The organism is Paraburkholderia atlantica, from assembly GCF_000092885.1.
Lineage (GTDB): Bacteria > Pseudomonadota > Gammaproteobacteria > Burkholderiales > Burkholderiaceae > Paraburkholderia > Paraburkholderia atlantica.
Window position 1 is genome coordinate 407,622 of the sequence record NC_014118.1, and the last position, 14,650, is coordinate 422,271.

Here is a 14,650-nt window from a genome sequence, read left to right on the forward strand (position 1 = left end):
TAAATGTTTATCGAACGTTTGCCGATAACCATTGGCGGAGTGACCGGAAACCCATCCTGATCAGCCCTCTATGTCTGCCATCCCGACGCAGCACCTGTCCCAGCCGAGCCTGCGTGAGCGCTTTCACCGGCGCTCGCTCGACCATCAGCGGCCGCTTTCTCTCGTGACGATGGGTTTCACCGTGGTTGCGTTCCTGTGCATGGTGGTGGTGCGCGAACTGATCCGCGCTCCGGCCTCGCCGCTCGGCTACCGGCTGCTGTGCGCGCTCGTGCTTGCGCTGCTGGTGCTGGCGATCCCGCGCGCGAAGTCGACGACGCTGTTCGGCGCGATCGGCGTCGCGTACGAGCTGGTGCTGATCGGCGGGCTCGTGCTGAATGCGAGCGGCCTCACGCATCCGTTGGCGTGGCTGTTGCCCGCGTTCGTCGTGATACCAATCTGCGCGGCGCCGCTATGGCTCACGCCCGCCCATTTCGCGACCGGCAGCGCGCTGTTCTACGCGGCGGCCATCCCGCTGCTGCGCGGCAAAGCTCATGCGCCCGAGGTCGACGCTGCCGTGTGGACGTGGGTTATCGCGATCGGCGCGCCGATGGCGGTGGTGTTCCATTTCGGCTTCTACCGTTTCCGGCGCAATCACTTTCTGCTCGAAAGCCAGCTCGCGCAGCTCGCCGCAACCGATCCGCTGACCGGCCTGCAAAACCGCCGCTCGTTCGTCAAGCACGCGGAGGGACGGCTCGAAACGCTGGCGCCGGGCGCGCAGATCAGTGCGATCTTTCTGGACATCGACAGCTTCAAGTCGCTCAACGATCGCTTCGGCCATGCGGTCGGCGATCTTGCGCTGTTCCAGGTCGCGCAGGTGCTGAAGGACGCGGTCGCGCTTTACGACAGCGTGAGCCGCATCGGCGGCGAGGAGTTCGCGTTGCTGATCGACGAAGATCTCACCGGCGCGCTGCAACTCGCCGAGCGGCTGCGCCTCGACATCGCCGCGATCGAACGGCCGGACGGCCATCTGACCGCGAGCTTTGGCGTAGCCGAGCACCGGCGCGGCGAAAGCTTCATGGTGCTGCTCGATCGCGCGGACGAAGCGTTGCTGCGCGCGAAGCAGACGGGCCGCAACCGTGTCTGCGCGGAGCGCGCGCTGCCGTTCGACGCGCTGCAGCCGCCGTTCGACGATGTGCTGGCGCCGCGTTACCGCTGGGAAGACTTCTATCTGATCTCGCACTTCCAGCCGCTCTACAGCCTGTCGCATCAGAAGCAGGTCGGCTTCGAGGCGCTGCTGCGCGGCGAGCACGACGACGGCACGCTGGTGCCGCCGGTCGTGATGTTCGCGCCGAAGCCGTCGAGCGACGAAGGCGCGCTCGACCGCGCGAGCCACGCGGTGCATCTCGGCAACGCGCGCCGCGCGCTGCCCGGCGATGCGTGGCTGTTCCTGAACATCCTGCCGGCCACCTTCGTCGCCGAAGGCTATGCCGACCAGTTGACGAAAATCGTGCGCGCCGCGGGGCTCGAACCCGAGCGCGTGATTCTGGAGATTCTCGAATCGCATGGCGGCAGCGTCGACGAGATGTCGCGCGCGGCGGCCCGCTATCGGCAGCACGGCTTCCTGATCGCAGTCGACGACTTCGGCGCGGGCCAGTCGAATCTCGACCGGCTGCTGCGCATCCGGCCGGACATCGTGAAGCTCGACGGCGAGCTGATTCGCGCGACTACGCACGGCACGCAGCAGCCGATCCTGCCGAAGCTGGTGTCGCTGCTGCATCAGGCGGGGATGCTGGTGGTCGTCGAAGGCGTCGAGACGGCCGACGAGCTGATTCTCGCGGTCGAGTCGAATGTCGATTTCGCGCAGGGCTTTCTGCTCGGCCGGCCGGCTGTCGAGATCGCGCCGCCCGAATCGGTGCACCGCCAGATCGACGATGCATTCGACGTGATCGCGCAGGGCCGTGCGCATCAGTATGCGTTGTTCGAATCCGAGATGGAGCCATACCGGCTCGAACTGCGCCGCGCGGCCGACGCGTTGCGCGCCGGCGTCACGATGGACGATGCATTCGCGCTACTCGCGACCTTCAAGCGTTGCATCAGCTGCTTCCTTCTCGACGATACCGGTCGCCAGATCGGTCACGAGGTGCGCGGGCCCGCATGGAGCGAGGACGCCGCGTCGCTGCAGCCGGTCGCGAATCCGCGCGATGCGCGCTGGGATCATCGGCCGTACTTCCGCAATGCGGTGCTGCTGCCCGGCGAGGCGATTACCAGCAATCCGTATCTGTCGCTCGCGAGCGGGCGGCCGTGCATCGCGGTGACGTTGGCCGCGCAATTGGCGAGCGGGCGCTGTGTAATGGGCGTCGAGCTGGATTGGTCGGCGCGAGACTTGCCTTGGCCGGCGGGGGAGTAGGGGCAAGGTGAAGGCCGCGAGCGCGGGTGGGTGCGGCGGCTCGCGGCTTTTGCCGCAGCTATCGCGTCAATACCCGCCTGTGATCTGCGGTGCCATCGCCGCCGTGTTCTTGTACGACGCGGCGAGGTCCGAGGCCGCGCGGCTCAGCAAACCGGTATCCGTGCCGACCGCGACGAAGCTCGCGCCCGCCGCCAGATATTCAGCCGCCAGCGCGGGATCAGTGGCGAGCACGCCCGCTGCCTTGCCAGCGCCGCGCACGGTATCGATGCCGCGGCGAATCGCATCGCGCACGCGCGCGTCGCCCGGTTTGCCGAGCAATCCCATCGACGCGCTCAGATCCGACGGCCCGAAAAACACGCCATCGACGCCATCCACACGCGCGATCTCCGCGAGATTGTCGAGGCTCTGCACGGTCTCCGCCTGCACGATCACGCACAGTTCGTCGGCGGCGGTGTTCAGATAGTCGGGCACCCGATTCCAGCGCGACGCACGCGCGAGCGCGCTGCCGACGCCGCGAATCCCCTGCGGCGGATAACGCGTGGCCGCGACCGCGTCGAGCGCCTGCGCGGCCGTGTCGATCATCGGCAGCAGCAGCGTTTGCGCGCCGATGTCGAGCAACTGCTTGATCAGCGCGGCGTCGCTCCTCACCGGTCGCACGACCGGATGCGACGGATACGCGGCGACCGCCTGCAATTGCGACAGCGTGCTGCGTACGTCGTTCGGCGCGTGCTCGTTGTCGATCAGCAGCCAGTCGAAACCGGCGGTGGCGAGCAGTTCGGTCACATAGGCGTCGGCGAGCGCGGCCCACAAGCCGAACTGCGGCCGGCCGTCGGCGAGCGCGCGTTTGAAGGGGTTGGTCGGCAAGGACATGTCGTTGCTCTCAGATGAAATTCAAACCGATGCCGCCGAGCCGGCCATAGTCGACGTGGAACGTGTCGCCCGCCCGGGCCGGAATCGGGCTCGTGAATGAGCCGCTCAGGATTACGTCGCCCGCGTTCAATGATTCGTCGTACGGGGCAATCTTGTTGGCGAGCCACGCGACGCCGGTGGCCGGATGGTTGAGCACCGCCGCCGCGAGCCCGCTTTCCTCGACCGCGCCGTTCTTGTACAGCAGCGCGCCGACCCAGCGCAGGTCGACGTCGAGCGGACGCACGGGCCTGCCGCCGAGCACGACGCCCGCGTTCGCGGCGAAGTCGGAGATCGTGTCGTATACCTTGCGCGGCGCGCGCGTTTCGCGATCGAACTGCTCGATGCGCGCGTCGATGATTTCGATGGCCGGCGTCACATAGGCGGTCGCGTCGAGCACATCGAACAGCGTGACGCCTGGGCCTTTCAACGGTTTGTTCAGTACGAACGCGAGTTCCACTTCGACGCGCGGTGCGATGAAACGATCCACGCGAATGTCCTGGCCGCTGTCGATGAACATGCTGTCGAGCAGCGGCGCGTAGTCGGGTTCGTCGATCTGCGACGAGCGCTGCATCGCGCGCGACGTCAGGCCGATCTTCCTGCCCTTGATCACGTGGCCTTCGGCGAGTTTCAGCTTGACCCACTCGCGTTGAATCGCGTAGCCGTCCTGTACCGTCATCTGAGGATACTGGGCGGAAAAATGGCGCAGCTGGGTGCGGCTCTTTTCCGCGTGATCGAGTTGCGCGGCGAGCTCGCGAATGATGTGTTCGTCTAGCATGATGTGTCAGCCCTTGAGCCGCGCGTGCAGATTGTTGTGCTTCCAGGTGCCCGCTTCGCTGAACTCGTTGATTTCGAGCGATAACGCGAGCCCCTGTCGTTCGAACTCAGTGGCGAAGCACTGTTTGATCAGCGCGAACAGCGCGTCGCCGGTCGCCTTTTTGACGGCCTCCGAGCGACCCGCGCCGATCTTCAGGTTCGCGTGCAGGAACGCGGCGTCGGGGCGCCCATCGGCGATGCAGTACTGTTCGCAGCGCAGCGCGCGCACGCGAATGCCGCCGAGCGGATAGACCCGCTCGCCGTTATCGCGCTGCGCGTCTAGGCACTGCGCGAGGTCTTTGCAGAGTGCGCCGAGCCGTTGAGCATCCGCGAGATTGGCGCTGTATTCGAGTGTCAAGTGAGGCATGGCGATTTCCTCGCGAGTGTCAGACGGGTAGCGGCGTGACCGGGAAGATCGCATTGATCTGGCCGGTGCCCGAACTGCCGAAATAAGGCGTGATGACTTCGACTTTGCCGTCGTAACGATCCCAGCCGAGCGCGCCGAGCAGCATCGCGGTATCGTGCATGCCGCCTTCGCCCCAGCATTTCTCGTTGTAGAGCGGCAGCATGTCGCAGAAGGTCTTCCAGTCGCCGGCTTCCCACATGCGCACCACGCTGCGATCCATCTGCTCGAGGAACGGGCTCCAGACTTTGTGCAAGAACTGATCGGCGGTGCCGTTGTTCGCGAAGTGATGCGACAGCGAGCCGCTCGCGAGAATGGCCACGGTACCGTCGTAGCGTTCTTCGATGGCCTTGCGCACCGCGAGGCCGAAGCGCGCGCTGGTCGCGAGGTCGTGCCACATGCACCAGCCCGCCACCGACACCGTCTTGAAATGCTGATCGCCGTTCATATAGCGCATCGGCACCAGCGTGCCGTATTCGAGTTCGAGCGTGGTCTCGCTGTGCGCGCGGCTTTTCACGCCCATTTCGTTGGCGACTTCCGCGATCAACTCACCGAGCCCGACATTGCCCGGGTACGCGTACGGCATGTTTCTGATGAAATGCGGCAGTTCGTTGCTCGTGTACACGCCTTCGAACTTCGGCGCGCAATTGATGTGGTATTCGCTATTCACGAGCCAGTGCACGTCGAACACGACGATCGTATCGACGCCGAGTTCGCGACAGCGTCGGCCGATTTCGTGGTGCCCGTCGATCGCGGCTTGACGGCAACCCTTGTGCGGACCATCGAGCTCGGATAAATACAACGACGGCACGTGTGTGACTTTTGCTGCCAGCGCGAGTTTGCCCATCGCGGTCTCCCAGGTGTTTTCGATGTCGCGGTTAGACGCCCCAGCGCGGAATATGATGCGAGCCGAGCGACACGCAGACGTTCTTCGGTTCGAGGAATACTTCATAGCTCCACGTCCCGCCTTCGCGGCCCACGCCCGACGCTTTCGTGCCGCCGAACGGCTGACGCAGATCGCGCACGTTCTGGCTGTTTACGAAGCACATGCCGGCTTCGACAGCGGCGGCCACGCGCAGCGCACGGCCCGTGTTCTCGGTCCAGATATAGCTCGACAGACCATACGAAATATCGTTGGCGACACGGATCGCCTCGGCTTCATCGTCGAACGGAATCAGGCACGCGACCGGTCCGAAGATCTCTTCCTGCGCGATGCGCATGCGGTTGTCGACGTCGACGAACACGGTCGGCGCGACGAAATTGCCGTGGCGCAGGGCGTCGGGCAACTCGGGCGTGTCGAGGCCTCCGCACGCGAGCGTCGCGCCTTCCTTCGGGCCGAGCTCGATATAGCTGCGTACTTTCGCGAGATGCCCCTGGCTGATCATCGGGCCGACGATCGTGCTGTCCGCGAGCGGATCGCCGACCGTCAGACGCTTCGCGCGCTCGATGAAGCGCTCGGCGAACCGCGCGTAAATGGAGCGCTGCACGAGAATGCGCGAGCCCGCGGTGCAGCGCTCGCCATTGTTCGAGAAGATCATGAACACCGCGGCATCGAGCGCGCGTTCGAAGTCGGCGTCGTCGAAGATCACGAACGGCGACTTGCCTCCCAGCTCCATCGAGAACTTCTTCAGGCCCGCGGTTTGCACGATGCGATTGCCGGTCGCGGTCGACCCGGTGAACGACACCGCATGCACATCACGATGCGCGACGAGCGGTTCGCCCGCTTCCTTGCCGTAGCCGTGCACGACGTTCAGCACGCCCGCCGGAATGCCCGCTTCGAGCGCGAGCTTGCCGAGCATCGACGCGGTCAGCGGCGACAGTTCGCTCATCTTCAGCACAGCGGTGTTGCCGAACGCGAGGCAGGGCGCGACCTTCCAGGTGGCCGTCATGAACGGCACGTTCCACGGCGAGATCAGCGCGCACACCCCGACCGGATGAAACAGCGTGTAGTTCAGATGCGAGTCGGTCGGGTACGTGTGGCCGTCGACGCGCGTGCACATCTCGGCGAAATAGCTGAAGTTGTCGGCCGCGCGCGGCACCAGTTGCTTGCGCGTCTGCGAGATCGTCTGGCCGGTGTCCTTCGTTTCGGTCTCCGAGAGTTCCGGCACGTGCTTCGTGATCAGCTCGCCGAGCTTGCGGATCAGCTTCGCGCGTTCCGCGGCGGGCTTCGCGGCCCAGGCGGGAAAGGCGCCTTTGGCCGCTTGCACGGCCGCATCGACTTCCTTCGCGCCGCCGCGCGCGACTTCGGCGAGCACTTCCTGCGTGGCTGGATTGACGGTTTCGAAGTAGTCACTCGAAGTGCACATCTCGCCGTTGATCAGATGGTCGATCGGCATTGCCTTGTCCTTTTGCTGTTCGCAGGGTTTTTGCTGTCCATCAGGCGCGGCCGAAGTCCGCGTCCGATACGATCGTGTTGACGAGACGGCCGAGGCCGTCGATCTCGCAGACGACTTCATCGCCCGCGTTGACGTTGACGATGCCTTCGGGCGTGCCGGTCAGGATCACGTCGCCGGGTGCGAGCGTCATGAAGCCGCTCAGGTATTCGATCAGCGCGGGGATGTCGGTGACGAGATCGCGCGTATTGCCGCATTGCTGACGCGTGCCGTTGACGAACGTGCGCAGCTCGAGCTGCGTGACGTCGGCGATGTCGGCGGCGTCGACGAACCAGGGGCCGAGCACCGTGCCGCCGTCGCGATTCTTCACGCGCAGATTCGGGCGATAGTAGTTTTCGAGGTAGTCGCGAATCGCGTAGTCGTTCGCGATCATGTAGCCGGCCACGTGCTGCATCGCGTTTTCGCGCGCGACGTTTTGCGCGGTTCGCCCGATCACGACCGCGAGTTCGCACTCGTAGTGCATGAACGTGACGTCGGCTGGGCGGCGCGTGACGCCGCGATGGCCGAGTACCGTGCCCGGTCCCTTCAGAAATACCAGCGGTTCTTCCTGCTTGCTGAACTGCAACTCCCTGGCGTGCTCCGCGTAGTTCAGCCCGAGCGCGAAGATCGTGCCGACTTCGATCGGCGCGAGCCAGACCACTTCGTCCTCGCGACGCACGCGGCCGTCGGCGAGTCGGACACCCTGCTCGTGCGGATACGCTTCGTGAATCGCTCCCGCATAGGCGACGCGGCCGCGCATCATGCTTGTTCTCCGTTGCGTTGATCGACGCCCACGAACGATATGGTCAAGGGCGGCAGCGTGCCGACCGACAACGTGGCCGTATCGCCGACATGCGCGACCGGCGAGCCGTGCCGCACGCCGAGCGTCAGCACGTCGCCCGCGTTCAGCGTCATGAAGTCGGTGACGTCGGCGAGCAATTGCGCGACGTTGCGCACGGACGATGCGGTGTTCGCGATAAACGGTTCGGCACCGTTCAGCGAGATGGCGATGTCGAGCCGATCCGGCGCGGCGACATGGCGCGCGGCGACGAGCGCGGGTCCGATCACGCAGAAGCCGTCGCGTGCCCGCAGCCGTACGTTCGGGCGATACACGTTGGTATGCGGCACGCTCAGATCGCCGACCAGCGTATAGCCAGCGATATAGTCCGCCGCGCGCTCGACACCGACGCGCGTCGCGGTGCGGCCGAGCACGATGCCGAGCGACGCGCCGACCTCGACGCCGAGCGTGTTATCCGGCACGGCCACGCGCGCCCGATGTCCGGCCAGCGTATTGCGCGGCTTCAGATACAGAATCGGTGCTTTCGGCGGAGCCTTGTAGGGTGCCGCATGCACTGCGTCGCCCAGCGCGTTCAAGGCGGCGCGATCGTTAAGCAGGACTCCGTACACGGCGCCGCTGACCGGCGCGCGACATGCGACGCCGCGCGCGAGCAATGCGGCCGCGGTGTGCGCGTCGACGTCGCGAGGCAGCGCGTCGCCTTCGGGATGCAGTAGATGATCGGCAAGGGCAAACATATATGCGCAGCCTCGTGGCGAAAGTTCGGCGAAAACACTAAGATGTTAGTAGTATCCTGCTTGATATGATTGACGGTCAATAGGCTGTCAGTTGATCGCGGGTTTTCCCGTAAGCTTCGACGGCTTTTCTTTCTGATTTCTTACCGACATGTCCGCTGCGTCCACTCGAGTTTTGCACCGCAACCTGCCGATGCTGTTATTACGCGCTCGCGAAAAGATGATGGAGCGCTTTCGTCCGTTGATCACCGCGCACGGACTCACCGAGCAGCAATGGCGAGTGATTCGCGCGCTCAACGAGCACGGCCCGATGGAGCCGCGCCAGATCTCCGACATCTGCACGATTTCGAGCCCGAGCATGGCCGGCGTGCTCGCGCGCATGGAGAGCATGGAACTCGTGACGAAAGAACGTTTCGCGGAGGATCAACGGCGCGTACTCGTGTCGCTGACCGATACGAGCATCGAACTGGTGCGTGTAATTTCGAAAGATCTCGAGGCGCACTATCGCGAGCTCGAGCGCAAGGTGGGACCGGAGATCGTCGAGCGCGTGTATCGCGCGGTTGACGATCTGCTGGCGGGGTTGTCGGAAGAGGAGGGGTGACGCGGTGGCTTACCAGCCGTAAAACCTCTGCCACTCGACGCTGCTGCCGTCCGGCGCGACCGCGTGATACTCGGGAAACTGTGCGCCGGTCGCGCACGCGTGGTTCGGCAGAATGCGCAGTTTCATACCGATCGGAAAGCGCTGCGCGATGTCGGCGCTCTGTGCATCGGCATGCGGATCGGCCTGAGCCGCCGCAAGAATTCCGTGCTCCTGGTTGGCGCCGCTCACGACATAGCCCGGCAGCAACGTGCCATTGAGCAAACACGGCTGCCCGTAACCGAAATCGTGCGACTGCCGCGAGGTGCCGCGATCGCGGCTCAACGCCATCCAGCCCGCATCGAGAATCGCCCAGCCTTTGTCTTCCTGATGACCGATCACGGTCGTGAGTACGCTGAGCGCGATGTCGTCGAGCGTGCAAACGCCCACGTTGTGCATGACCAGATCGAACAGCACGTAGACGCCGGCCCGCACCTCGGTGACGCCTTCGAGATTCCGCGCGGCGAGCGCGGTCGGCGTCGAACCGACGCTGACGGCCGGACACGCAATGCCCGCTTCGCGCAGCCGCTCGGCGGCGCGCACACAGCCCGCGCGTTCCTGCTCCGCGAGCGCGGCGAGCGCTTCGGGCGTATTCAACTCGTAGCTCGAACCCGCATGGGTCATCACGCCGCCGACCTTCACACCGTTCTCGTGCAGAATCCGCCCGACGTCGAGCAGCGTCTGCTGTTCAGGCTGGATACCCGAGCGATGGCCGTCCGTATCGACCTCGATCCAGACCTCGAACGTTTCGCCGTGCTGGTCGCCGAACGCGGCAAGCGCCGCGGCGGCGGTCGGATTGTCGACCACCAGCTTCAGATCGCAGCCCTGGCGACGCAGCGCGAGTGCGCGCGGCAGCTTCGACGGAACCATGCTGACGGCGTACAGGATGTCGTCGACGCCGGCCGCGAAGAACGCTTCCGCTTCCTTCAGCGTCGATACCGTGATGCCGCGCGCGCCGGCGGCGATCTGCGCGCGGACGACGTCGATGCACTTGGTGGTCTTCACGTGCGGCCGGAACGCGACGCCGAGCTCATTCATCCGCCCTTGCATCCGCGCGATGTTCTTCTGCATCCGCGCGACGTCGATCAATGCGGCCGGGGTTTCGATCTGTTCGAGTTTCATGCTTGCACCTGAGGAACGAGGTGAGGTTGGAGGTTCAGTGCCGATGATGGCGGCCAAAGCTTGCGAGCCACGGCACGAGCCCGTCGAGCGATGCCGCTTCGCGCTCGGGCGCCTGCGCGCCCGCGACGAGCGGCAGGCCGACGTGGTTGTGCCAGTAGGTCCGCAGACCGACGGCCGCGGTGCCGAACATGTCATAGCTCGACCCGGCGACGAACGCGGCGCGCCGCGCTTCCACGCCGAGCTTATCGAGCGCGAGGCGGTACGGGTGCGGGTCCGGCTTGTAGACGCCGGCTTCCTCGGCGGTCACGATCGCGTCCCAGCGCACGGGCAACAGCGCGGCCGCCTGCAAGCCGAGCCGCGTCGAGCAGTTGGTGACGACCGCGAGTTTGCAGTGCGGCGCGAGCGCGCGCAATGCGTCGAGCGCGCCGGGCCACGGCGTCAGGTTCAGCCAGTCCGCTTCGAGCGCGTTCGCGGCCGCTTCGGACAAACCGACCTGCGTGGCAGCCTCCCGCACCAGTTGTTCGTAGGGAACGTAGCGGCCGCAGCCGTACGTCAGACGCAGATAGGCGGCACGCCATGCGCGGCCCGCTTCGCCGGAGCCTGCCGCGCGGTTCCACGAGGTCCACGAGTCGAGCAGGGCGGTGAGCAGGTCGAACAGGACCGCGTCGGGGTAGGCGGGGTTGTCGGCGGAGTAGGCGACGGCAGTCATGATTGCATGGGCCGGCTGTTGAGGATGAGCTGATTATAGGTTTCTGATCGTACGTAAGCGTTCAGGCCGGTTGACTCTTAGATTCAGGCAAACTGAATCATCGCCGCCACGGCGGCAGTGGCCTGAAGCTGCTTTGCAAATACTGCATGAAATGGCGCGTGCGCGCCGGCAGCCCCGTGCGCTGATGCGTGAGCGCGATCACGTTCGCATCAGGCGCTTTCCAGCCCGGCAGCAGACGCACGAGTTTGCCCTTCGCAAGGTCGTCTGCGACGTCCCATTCGGAGCGCAGAATCACGCCGCGTCCCTCGCAGGCCCATTGTCGGATCACGTCACCGTCGTTGCAGCTCAGATGCGCGGACACGCGCACGCTGCGACGCGTGCGGCCCTTGCTGAACTGCCACAGCGACACGTCCTCGTTGTTTTCGCGCAGCACGATGCACGGTAGCCGGCTCAGTGCTTCCGGCGATCCGGGTTGGCCGATTCGCTTGACGAGCGCGGGCGCCGCGCAGACGAAGCGCGCGTTCGGCGCGATCGTATAGCCGATCAGGTTCGACAGAGGCAACTCGCCGATATGCACGACGATATCGAAGCGATCGAGCGTTTCGGTCAACGGCCGGTCGGACAGCGTCAGCGCGACGTCGATATCGGGGTTCTGCTGCTGGAACTCGCTGATCAGCGGCGCCAGATGGCGTCGTCCGAAACCGAGCGGCGCATTGATCTTCAGCGTGCCGACGAGACCGCCGCGGCGAGTTTGCAGATCGTCGAACAACGCGTCGAATTGCTCGATCAGCTCGGCGCCGCGCTCGCACAGCAGCAGGCCTTCGTCGGTGAATTGCAGGCGGCGCGCGCTGCGGTTCACGAGCTGCGCGCCGAGCTTCTTTTCGAGCTGCTGCAGGCGCTGCGTCACCGCGGACGGCGATAGCGCGAGCCGCCGCGCTGCGGCGATCAGGCTGCCGCTCGCGCGCAGTGTGAGCAGGAAGCGGATATCGGCCGAATCGTTCATGAGGGCGAGGTGGGTGCAATGGCGGGAGCGTGGAAACTCGCAGCATAATGCGTCCCGATCGCTCACAGGGTAAAGTGGCGCTTCCGGTCTATCGATTCAATCATTGGAAGAGAAGTCCCATGTCGTTGCCTCATGAGTCGTCCGCGAACGACGCAGCGCCCAACACTCCGCTGAAACAGGCGGTTTTTCTGCACACGGGCTGGCGCAGCGCGGGCACGTGGGTGTGGTCGAGGCTACGCGAACTCGAAGGCGCGGCCGGTTTTTACGAGCCGCTCAGCAACGTGCTCGCCGATCTCAAACTGGCCGACGTGCCCGCCTCGCGGCCCACCTTCACCTCGGGGCATCCGCCGCTCGCCGCGCCATACTTCGATGAGTACCGGCCGTTTTTGCGCGAAGACGCGCGCGGCGTCGCGGGTTACGACCGGCGTTTCAGCATCGATCGATTTACGCGCGAGCCCGATGCGACATTCCCGTCACTGAAGGCCTATCTGCAAGCGCTGAGCGCACACGCGATCGAGCAGGGCCGTGTGCCGGTGTTCAAGTTTTGCCGCACGGGCGGTCGTCTACCGTGGCTGAAGCGCGCGTTTGCCGAGGCGCTGCACGTGGGCGTGCTGCGCAATCCCGCGTCGCAGTTCGCGTCGGGTTGGCTGCTGCGGCAGCAATGGAGCAATGCATTCTTCGTCGCCGCACCGTTTCGCGTGCTCGGTCTGAACCAGATCGATCCGCTGGTGCGCGAGGCGCTGGGCGTGTGCGGCGTGCGCCTGCCGCCCCTGCCGCCGATGCCCGATGACGCATATGCGGTCGCCTGCGAGCAATTCGCGCGCACGGTGGACAGCGACAACGCGTATCGCGCGTTCATTGCGTTGTGGATTCTCTGCGCGCTGCGCATGGGCGAGGGTGTCGATCTGCTGATCGATATGGAGCGGCTCGGCGAATCGCGCGACTACGCGGCCGGTCTAGGCGCCGCGTTCGACGCGCAATGCGGCTTGTCACCCGACTTCACGGGCGCGCGCGATCTGGTCGTTGAAACGCGGCGCAGCGCGGCGCGCATGACGGGCATCGACGGCGGCGCGTTGCGCGCCGTGCACTCGGCCGCGCTGAAATTCCTGAAGGCGCAGGCGGGTGTCGACCCGGCCTTCGCCGAGGTGGTCCGCCAGAAAATGGTGCTGGCCAACGAATTGACCGAAACGTGGCGCTAGCCCGCCGCGGACACCGCCGCGCGCAGCCCGAGCAGATAGCTGTCCACACCGAAGCCGCAAATCTGCCCTTTGACGATCTCCGCGAACACCGACTGATGCCGGAACGCTTCGCGCGCGTGAATGTTCGACATGTGGATCTCGACCACCGGCACGGTCAGGATCGCGAGTGCATCGCGAATGCCGTAGCTGTAGTGCGTCCATGCGCCGGCATTGATCAGCACGCCGTCGGCGTTGTCGGTGAACGCCTGGTGAATGCGCTCGCACATCGCCGCTTCGCTATTGGTCTGAAAGCTGTCGACCCGCACACCGAGCTCGTCGCCGAGCGCGCGCAGCCGTGCGTCGATTTCTTCGAGCGTGATCGTGCCGTATTGCGCGGGATCGCGCTTGCCGAACATGTTGTGGTTGATGCCGTGCAGCATCACGAATGTTTTCATATAGCCATCCTGTTTGATCAACTGAGTAATATCGACGCGACTTCAGTTTGTTTTAGTGGATCGCCGGCGCGACAGCGCGGGGCGTGTCGACGACCGCGCCGGTCCTCGCCGCTTCGACGATCGCCTCGGTAATACGCAGATTCTGCAAGCCGTCCCGTGCGCTGACGAGCGGCGGCTCTTTGCCGTGAATCACCCGCACGAAATGCTCGAGCTGCAGCTTCAGCGGATCGTCGCGCGTCATCTCGGCGACGCTGACGTCGAACGGCTTCCACCACGAGCGGTCCGCGGCTTTGGCGTAGGTTTTCAGACGCATCGTCGGGACCGCGAGCGAGCCGAAGGTGCCCGCGATCACGTAGCAGTCTTCGTCCGGATACGACGGATAGGCCTTGTTCTCTTGCGACGTCTGCTCCCAGCTGCGCGCGCTCGCGGCGGTATCGGACAGCATGAAGCTGCCGAGCGCGCCGTTCGCGAAACGCAGATTGATCGCGACGGTATCCTCGACCGGAAAGCCGCGCGTCGCATGCGACGAGAAAGCCTGCACGGCGACGATGTCGCCGCACAGCATGCGCAGGTTGTGCACCTCGTGAATCATGTTCAGCAGGATCGGACCGCCGCCGGGCTGGCGCCGCCAGTCGGCGTCGGCGAAGTACTCGTCGGGTTTGAAGAACACCGCGCTGCCCATCACTGCGACGAGCTTGCCGAGCCGTCCCTCGTCGATCAGCTGCCGTGCGCGCGCCATGATCGGACTGTGCGCGCGATGATGACCGATCAGCAGCGGCACGCCGCTGCGCTCCGCGTCGGCGGCGAGCGTTTCCGCTTCGTCGACGCTCGGCGCGATCGGCTTTTCGAGCAGCGTCGGCACGCGCGCCGCGAGACAACGCGACGCGTGTTCGACGTGCAGCCGGTTCGGCGTCGCGAGAATCACGCCGTCCGGGCAATCGCGTTCGAGCAGTTCGTCGAGCGTGCGGAACAGCGGCACGCCCGCCTCGGCCGCGAGCGCGGCGGCCGCGGGCGACGGATCGACGATCGCCGACAGCGTGCACGCGTCGCTTTGCTGCGCGACCGCCATATGAGCGCGGCCGATGTAGCCCGCGCCGGCGACGGCGATCCGAATGCTGGTCATGAGCGGGTTC

15 protein-coding genes are annotated in these 14,650 nt (G+C 65.4%); 3 read left to right on the forward strand and 12 right to left on the reverse strand.

What is annotated here, in order from left to right; translation table 11 throughout:
• The first annotated feature begins 70 nt into the window (after window positions 1–70).
• A complete protein-coding gene (locus tag BC1002_RS17865) occupies window positions 71–2,386 on the forward strand; it encodes a bifunctional diguanylate cyclase/phosphodiesterase (protein WP_013091398.1) in 2,316 nt (771 codons plus the stop codon).
• 66 nt (window positions 2,387–2,452) lie between these two features.
• Here the strand turns inward: BC1002_RS17865 and hpaI are convergent, their stop codons facing one another.
• The 7 genes from hpaI to BC1002_RS17900 are packed head-to-tail and all read right to left on the reverse strand — an operon-like array spanning window position 2,453 to window position 8,416.
• Entirely contained in the window at window positions 2,453–3,256 is an 804-nt protein-coding gene (gene hpaI / locus BC1002_RS17870) for a 4-hydroxy-2-oxoheptanedioate aldolase (RefSeq protein WP_013091399.1), read from the reverse strand.
• A gap of 10 nt (window positions 3,257–3,266) precedes the next feature.
• Window positions 3,267–4,070 (reverse strand): 2-oxo-hept-4-ene-1,7-dioate hydratase, encoded by an 804-nt coding sequence (hpaH, locus tag BC1002_RS17875; protein ID WP_013091400.1) that lies wholly within the window; start codon window positions 4,068–4,070, stop codon window positions 3,267–3,269.
• A 6-nt stretch (window positions 4,071–4,076) separates the two neighbouring features.
• Window positions 4,077–4,475 carry a 5-carboxymethyl-2-hydroxymuconate Delta-isomerase gene (locus BC1002_RS17880; RefSeq protein WP_013091401.1) on the reverse strand — a complete coding sequence of 133 codons (399 nt, stop codon included), beginning with the start codon at window positions 4,473–4,475 and terminating at the stop codon, window positions 4,077–4,079.
• A 19-nt stretch (window positions 4,476–4,494) separates the two neighbouring features.
• Window positions 4,495–5,358, reverse strand: coding sequence for a 3,4-dihydroxyphenylacetate 2,3-dioxygenase (hpaD, locus tag BC1002_RS17885; RefSeq protein ID WP_013091402.1), 864 nt, complete (start codon window positions 5,356–5,358; stop codon window positions 4,495–4,497).
• Window positions 5,359–5,389: 31 nt separating this feature from the next.
• On the reverse strand, window positions 5,390–6,847 hold the full coding sequence (gene hpaE, locus BC1002_RS17890; RefSeq protein WP_013091403.1) for a 5-carboxymethyl-2-hydroxymuconate semialdehyde dehydrogenase: 1,458 nt from the start codon (window positions 6,845–6,847) through the stop codon (window positions 5,390–5,392).
• Between the two features lie 40 nt (window positions 6,848–6,887).
• Window positions 6,888–7,646, reverse strand: coding sequence for a fumarylacetoacetate hydrolase family protein (locus tag BC1002_RS17895; protein ID WP_013091404.1), 759 nt, complete (start codon window positions 7,644–7,646; stop codon window positions 6,888–6,890).
• Window positions 7,643–8,416, reverse strand: coding sequence for a fumarylacetoacetate hydrolase family protein (locus BC1002_RS17900; protein WP_013091405.1), 774 nt, complete (start codon window positions 8,414–8,416; stop codon window positions 7,643–7,645). Before BC1002_RS17900 ends, BC1002_RS17895 begins: the two co-directional genes overlap by 4 nt.
• A gap of 190 nt (window positions 8,417–8,606) precedes the next feature.
• Here BC1002_RS17900 and hpaR point away from each other — a divergent pair, with 190 nt between their 5' ends.
• Window positions 8,607–9,014: a homoprotocatechuate degradation operon regulator HpaR gene (hpaR, locus tag BC1002_RS17905; RefSeq protein WP_035490605.1), complete on the forward strand. Its 408-nt coding sequence runs from the start codon at window positions 8,607–8,609 to the stop codon at window positions 9,012–9,014.
• A 9-nt stretch (window positions 9,015–9,023) separates the two neighbouring features.
• On the opposite strand, the gene BC1002_RS17910 is transcribed toward hpaR, so the two are convergent.
• The 3 genes from BC1002_RS17910 to BC1002_RS17920 all read right to left on the reverse strand — a co-directional run bounded on the left by BC1002_RS17910 (window position 9,024) and on the right by BC1002_RS17920 (window position 11,884).
• A complete protein-coding gene (locus BC1002_RS17910) occupies window positions 9,024–10,172 on the reverse strand; it encodes a DSD1 family PLP-dependent enzyme (RefSeq protein WP_013091407.1) in 1,149 nt (382 codons plus the stop codon).
• A gap of 34 nt (window positions 10,173–10,206) precedes the next feature.
• The gene (locus BC1002_RS17915; RefSeq protein ID WP_013091408.1) at window positions 10,207–10,881 is read right to left on the reverse strand and encodes an HAD-IA family hydrolase; all 675 of its coding nucleotides are present in this window, start codon (window positions 10,879–10,881) and stop codon (window positions 10,207–10,209) included.
• A gap of 97 nt (window positions 10,882–10,978) precedes the next feature.
• On the reverse strand, window positions 10,979–11,884 hold the full coding sequence (locus BC1002_RS17920) for a LysR substrate-binding domain-containing protein (protein WP_013091409.1): 906 nt from the start codon (window positions 11,882–11,884) through the stop codon (window positions 10,979–10,981).
• Window positions 11,885–12,003: 119 nt separating this feature from the next.
• Between BC1002_RS17920 and BC1002_RS17925 the strand changes: the two genes are divergently transcribed.
• Window positions 12,004–13,083: a hypothetical protein gene (locus BC1002_RS17925; RefSeq protein WP_013091410.1), complete on the forward strand. Its 1,080-nt coding sequence runs from the start codon at window positions 12,004–12,006 to the stop codon at window positions 13,081–13,083.
• On the opposite strand, the gene aroQ is transcribed toward BC1002_RS17925, so the two are convergent.
• Together aroQ and BC1002_RS17935 are read right to left on the reverse strand one after the other, a co-directional pair.
• A complete protein-coding gene (gene aroQ, locus BC1002_RS17930; protein WP_013091411.1) occupies window positions 13,080–13,517 on the reverse strand; it encodes a type II 3-dehydroquinate dehydratase in 438 nt (145 codons plus the stop codon). The two genes, BC1002_RS17925 and aroQ, sit on opposite strands and share 4 nt — an antisense overlap.
• Before the next feature lie 52 nt (window positions 13,518–13,569).
• Entirely contained in the window at window positions 13,570–14,640 is a 1,071-nt protein-coding gene (locus tag BC1002_RS17935) for a Gfo/Idh/MocA family protein (RefSeq protein WP_013091412.1), read from the reverse strand.
• Between the last annotated feature and the right edge of the window lie 10 nt (window positions 14,641–14,650).

Coding starts and splice junctions, on each gene's coding strand:
- BC1002_RS17865 (WP_013091398.1), top strand. CDS start 71: ATGTCTGCCATCCCGACGCAGCACCTGTCCCAGCCGAGCCTGCGTGAG.
- hpaI (WP_013091399.1), bottom strand. CDS start 3,256: ATGTCCTTGCCGACCAACCCCTTCAAACGCGCGCTCGCCGACGGCCGG.
- hpaH (WP_013091400.1), bottom strand. CDS start 4,070: ATGCTAGACGAACACATCATTCGCGAGCTCGCCGCGCAACTCGATCAC.
- BC1002_RS17880 (WP_013091401.1), bottom strand. CDS start 4,475: ATGCCTCACTTGACACTCGAATACAGCGCCAATCTCGCGGATGCTCAA.
- hpaD (WP_013091402.1), bottom strand. CDS start 5,358: ATGGGCAAACTCGCGCTGGCAGCAAAAGTCACACACGTGCCGTCGTTG.
- hpaE (WP_013091403.1), bottom strand. CDS start 6,847: ATGCCGATCGACCATCTGATCAACGGCGAGATGTGCACTTCGAGTGAC.
- BC1002_RS17895 (WP_013091404.1), bottom strand. CDS start 7,646: ATGATGCGCGGCCGCGTCGCCTATGCGGGAGCGATTCACGAAGCGTAT.
- BC1002_RS17900 (WP_013091405.1), bottom strand. CDS start 8,416: ATGTTTGCCCTTGCCGATCATCTACTGCATCCCGAAGGCGACGCGCTG.
- hpaR (WP_035490605.1), top strand. CDS start 8,607: ATGCTGTTATTACGCGCTCGCGAAAAGATGATGGAGCGCTTTCGTCCG.
- BC1002_RS17910 (WP_013091407.1), bottom strand. CDS start 10,172: ATGAAACTCGAACAGATCGAAACCCCGGCCGCATTGATCGACGTCGCG.
- BC1002_RS17915 (WP_013091408.1), bottom strand. CDS start 10,881: ATGACTGCCGTCGCCTACTCCGCCGACAACCCCGCCTACCCCGACGCG.
- BC1002_RS17920 (WP_013091409.1), bottom strand. CDS start 11,884: ATGAACGATTCGGCCGATATCCGCTTCCTGCTCACACTGCGCGCGAGC.
- BC1002_RS17925 (WP_013091410.1), top strand. CDS start 12,004: ATGTCGTTGCCTCATGAGTCGTCCGCGAACGACGCAGCGCCCAACACT.
- aroQ (WP_013091411.1), bottom strand. CDS start 13,517: ATGAAAACATTCGTGATGCTGCACGGCATCAACCACAACATGTTCGGC.
- BC1002_RS17935 (WP_013091412.1), bottom strand. CDS start 14,640: ATGACCAGCATTCGGATCGCCGTCGCCGGCGCGGGCTACATCGGCCGC.